General features: G+C 34.2%; 4 protein-coding genes and 2 riboswitches. Of the genes, 2 read left to right on the top strand and 2 right to left on the bottom strand.

Translation table 11 applies throughout. From position 1 onward, the window contains the following. Positions 1 to 82: 82 nt before the first annotated feature. Entirely contained in the window at positions 83 to 1,429 is a 1,347-nt protein-coding gene (locus ACT8VG_RS07595; protein WP_444195541.1) for an alanine/glycine:cation symporter family protein, read from the bottom strand. A 45-nt stretch (positions 1,430 to 1,474) separates the two neighbouring features. Continuing rightward, positions 1,475 to 1,543: riboswitch (glycine riboswitch) on the bottom strand. Then, positions 1,544 to 1,620, bottom strand: a riboswitch (glycine riboswitch). 101 nt (positions 1,621 to 1,721) lie between these two features. On the opposite strand from ACT8VG_RS07595, the gene ACT8VG_RS07590 reads away from it, so the two are divergent. Both ACT8VG_RS07590 and ACT8VG_RS07585 read left to right on the top strand, forming a co-directional pair. Further along, entirely contained in the window at positions 1,722 to 2,258 is a 537-nt protein-coding gene (locus ACT8VG_RS07590) for a GDSL-type esterase/lipase family protein (RefSeq protein ID WP_444195540.1), read from the top strand. A gap of 56 nt (positions 2,259 to 2,314) precedes the next feature. After that, on the top strand, positions 2,315 to 3,646 hold the full coding sequence (locus ACT8VG_RS07585; RefSeq protein WP_444195539.1) for an MATE family efflux transporter: 1,332 nt from the start codon (positions 2,315 to 2,317) through the stop codon (positions 3,644 to 3,646). Here ACT8VG_RS07585 and ACT8VG_RS07580 read toward each other — a convergent pair. Next, complete coding sequence (locus ACT8VG_RS07580) at positions 3,634 to 4,398, bottom strand: AraC family transcriptional regulator (protein ID WP_444195538.1); 765 nt, start codon at positions 4,396 to 4,398, stop codon at positions 3,634 to 3,636. The genes ACT8VG_RS07585 and ACT8VG_RS07580 overlap by 13 nt on opposite strands. Between the last annotated feature and the right edge of the window lie 212 nt (positions 4,399 to 4,610).

Genomic DNA, 4,610 nt, shown 5'->3' with positions numbered 1-4,610 from the left:
TGTCGGTGGATTCTATCAAAAACCACTCGATTAACAGGCTTCGGCCTGTTTTTTTGCATGAAAAAACCTCTCAGATGAGAGGTTAAATGCTTAATTCTTCTATACTACAAGTGTTTTCTTCTTTGAAGTATTCTTCTGTTTCTGCAATGACTTCTTTTCTAAGTCCAATCAAACCGATGAGGTTAGGGATTGCCATACAGCCATTGACGATATCTGCAAGAATAAAGATAAACTGTAATGACATAAATGGACCTATCGCAATAAGAATAATGAAGATGATCTTATAAATCTTGATAGAACGAATACCTGCAAGATAATACATACATCTTTCACCGTAGTAGTTCCATCCAATAATTGTAGTAAATGCAAAGAAAATCAATCCAATATTTACAATATATTCACCAATAAATGGAACAATAAGTCCTCTATTAAAGGCAAGTGATGTAACTGCAGCTCCTTCTAAACCGCTTGTATTTGCACCAGTGATTAAGATTGCAAGACCAGTCATTGTACAGATCACCATTGTATCAATAAAAGTACCAGTCATAGATACAAGTCCCTGTTCTACACATGAATCAGTCTGTGCAGCAGCTGCGGCAATAGGAGCACTTCCTAAACCACTTTCGTTAGAGAAGATTCCTCTACTAATACCCATCTTCATGGCAACACCCATACCCGCACCAAAGACTGCTTTAATATCAAAAGCTGAGGCAAGTACTATCTTTAATACATGAGGAATCATTGGAAGATGTGTTGCTAGAATAAGTACAACACCACCAATATAAAATACACACATAAATGGAATTACTTTTTCAGCGACTGCCGCAATTCTATGAATTCCACCAATTGTGATAAAACCAACAAGAAGAGTAAGAATAATCGCACTAATCCAATAAGGTACATGGAAAGAAAGATGCAATGCATCAGAAATAGATCTTACCTGAGTGAATGTACCAATACCTAAATAAGCGACAGCTACACCAAAGAAGGCAAATAGACTGGCGAGAAACTTATTGTGTAAACCTTTTTCAATATAGTACATTGGACCACCTGCAATCTGTCCGTTTTCATCCTTTGTACGGTATTTGATTGCGAGAACGCCTTCTGCATACTTAGTGGCCATTCCAAAGAAAGCAGAAATCCACATCCAGAATAATGCGCCAGGACCACCTGCAGAAATCGCAGTGGCTACCCCTACAATATTACCTGTTCCAATCGTAGAACTTAGGGCAGTACATAAAGCCTGGAAACTAGATACATCGCCTTCCTGATTTTCATTCTTCTTGAAAATCAAAGAGAAAGCTTTCTTTAATCTTACAAACTGAATAAACTTTAAATGAGTAGTAAAATAAATACCTGTTCCAAGTAGTAACAGGATAAGGGGCATACCCCATACGAGATTGTTGACTTGTGTCAAAAATTTGGTCATAAAAAAACTCCTTCTAATAAATTAGACGGAATTAATAGTGAAAAGTATAAGTCACTGTCCTTTTACCTGAGAGTGTTACTCCTTCGGTGCTCATTATGAGTCTCTCCAGTGATTCGTCCAATAGCGATCCTTTTACCTGAAATCTTCCATCCTTCGGTGTTCTTACAAAGAATCTCTTTCGCTACTATCATCCGTTCTTTTACAAGGAAACATTATAAACAGAGATTATTATAAATTCAATGTTTTTTTATTGTAAATCCTTTTGTATAATAAGAAAAAGGGGAATGAATTTATGAATATCGTATGTTATGGGGATTCTAATACTTATGGATTTAACCCTCTTGATGGGGGACGTTATGAAACAAACTGGGTGGATATAGTAAGAGAGAATTATAAAGATGATTTTGTCGTCAATGCAGGACTTAATGGCAGACTTGCGGAACCTAGACAATTCTTATATGATGTTACCTTACGTCAATATGCACCTATTGGATTATTAGTTATTATGCTAGGGACAAATAATGTAGACCACTTAGAACCTGTAGAACATATTACAGTAGGTCTTCATGTGATGTTAAGACGTGCCCTGTCTAAAGCCGAACATATATTACTTCTTGCACCGCCATATTTAAAAAATGATGAAGAAAGATATCAAAGAAGTAAAGAACTCAATAAGAAGTTAAAAGTACTTGCAGATAGCTTTCATGCAGATTTTATTGATGTAGAAGAAATAGTAAGTGAACTTGCATTTGATGGTATTCATCTTACACAAAAGGGACATGATCAGTTAGGAAAAACAATTGTAGACTATATAAAGAAATCCTTATAATGGGATTTTTTTGTATGCTCAAAAGTGCTATACTTCAACTCCGGGGGGTTTAAGATATGACAAAGAATATGACAGAAGGACATCCATTAAAACTCATTATGATGTTCGCATTGCCTTTATTATTGGGTAATATATTCCAGCAGACTTATAATATTGTGGATACTGCAATAGTAGGTCAGACACTTGGTGCCAATGCACTTGCGGCAGTAGGCTCTACTACTAGTGTACAATTTTTAGTATTGGGATTTTGTATTGGTATATGCTGTGGGTTTGGTATTCCTATTGCTCAGTCATTTGGTGGAAATAACTTATCTAAGATGCGTGATTTTATTTATCATAGTATCATTCTTACAATTATCATTGGCGCAATATTAACTGTAGGATGCTGTTTATTATGTATGACTATTATTCATATCCTACAGATTCCACATGAGATTGCATCACGTTCTTATATATATTTATTAATAATATTCATAGGCTTACCATGTACATTACTCTATAATCTATGTTCAAGTATATTACGTGCTGTAGGAGATAGCCGTACACCTTTTTTATTTCTTGCTTTTTCTGCTTGTCTCAATATTGTGTTAGATTTATTTTGCATTATTATTTTAAAACTCGATGTCGCAGGAGCAGCCCTTGCGACAATTGTGTCACAAGGTATCAGTGGTATCTTATGTCTTATACTCATTAAGAAACGTTTTACAGTATTACATATAGAAAAAGAAAATAAAGTAATAAAGTCATCCATCGTTAAGAATTTACTTGGTATGGGACTTCCAATGGGATTACAGTACTCTATTACAGCGATTGGCTCTATGGTCATGCAGGGCGCCAATAACTCTTTAGGCGCCACTTATATGTCTGCTTTTGCAGCGGCAGCTAAAATCAAACAGCTTGCCATCTGTCCATTTGATGCATTGGCCACAGCAGCTTCAACTTTCGCAAGTCAGAACGATGGCGCAAAGAAATATGATCGTATCAAAAAAGGAGTCATACAAACTGTTGTTGTAGGTATTATCTATGGCGTGATTGTAGGAATCTTATTGATTTTATTTGGTAGAATATTCTCAATGTTGTTTATTTCATCAAAATATAGCGCAGTCCTTGATGCATCCGCAAAATATATTACCTATATGGGATATTTCTATTGGGTTCTTTCAATTCTCAATGTATGCCGTCAGACAACTCAGGGGATTGGTTATTCCGGACTCGCAATATTCTCTGGTGTCATTGAAATGATTGCAAGATGTTTTGTATCATTGGTATTTGTACCGATAGCTGGTTATACCGCAATTTGCTGTGCAGACCAGACAGCCTGGATTGTTGCAGCACTTTATTGTGTATTCACTTTTAGCTATTGTTTCAAAAAGATTCAAGAAGAATGACGATATTCAAGAGGTGTCATATGATACCTCTTTTTAAATTGTGTATTAAAATAGCTGGGACGACTAAAGCCGCACATTTTTGAAATAGATACAATAGAATAATCAGTAGATAATAAATCAGCACTATGCACTAAACGTAATTCATTCAAATAAACCATAGGAGAAGTATGAAGATATTGAGAAAAAATACTACAACATCTTGAACGACAGATAGAAATAGAGTCTGCCATATCCTTGATGGTGATCTTTTGAGAAAGATGATCTCTCAAATAATGAATCATTTCTAACATCTTATCATAATCGTCTAGTGGTTTACTTTCTGAAAGAATTGTACTAACTAAATGGACAAGCTCTGATGCAGAAGAGAGAATTAAAAAGGGATTCATTTCTGGAATATTAAGTAAACCATATAGCTTAGTGATGAGTGCATGAATTGTATGATCATGGGTAATTATATAAGGGGCATGTTCATGATTAAAGAATGAATCAAAATAACTTAAAAGTGATTCATGCATACTAAAAGCTTCTCTTTCGATAGAGACAGTCATTAAATGGGCTGTAGAAGAAAGTCTTGCATGAATAATATGAGTATTAATCATAAATGCTTCGCCTTTATGAATAGTAATTGATTCTCCATTAATTAAATAGGATACTTCTCCATGAAGACAATAAATGAACTCTAAAGAATCGTGATCATGATAAATCATATCATTTTCTGTATTTTCAATATGCTGGGTATGAATGGGAAACATGATAAAACTCCTTATAAACGATAGTGATATTATTATAAATATAAAATAGGTATTAATCAATAAAAATATACGATAATGATATAAATGAAAGAAAATGCAATAATTATCAAGTGAAGTTGATGAGCTTAATGAATGTAAACGGTGACATTTCATAAAAACAGACTTCTAAATATACAATATTGATATGAATGAATAATAAGAATTAATTATAG

Source organism: Catenibacterium sp. (genome assembly GCF_052354645.1).
Taxonomy (GTDB): domain Bacteria; phylum Bacillota_I; class Bacilli_A; order Erysipelotrichales; family Coprobacillaceae; genus Catenibacterium; species Catenibacterium mitsuoka_A.
The sequence above is the reverse complement of the archived record's forward strand: the minus strand, read 5'-3'. Positions and strand labels throughout refer to the sequence as shown.

Bases quoted from the DNA above. Each gene is read 5' to 3' on its own strand.
- ACT8VG_RS07580 (WP_444195538.1), bottom strand. From the start codon at position 4,398: ATGTTTCCCATTCATACCCAGCATATTGAAAATACAGAAAATGATATG.
- ACT8VG_RS07590 (WP_444195540.1), top strand. From the start codon at position 1,722: ATGAATATCGTATGTTATGGGGATTCTAATACTTATGGATTTAACCCT.
- ACT8VG_RS07585 (WP_444195539.1), top strand. From the start codon at position 2,315: ATGACAAAGAATATGACAGAAGGACATCCATTAAAACTCATTATGATG.
- ACT8VG_RS07595 (WP_444195541.1), bottom strand. From the start codon at position 1,429: ATGACCAAATTTTTGACACAAGTCAACAATCTCGTATGGGGTATGCCC.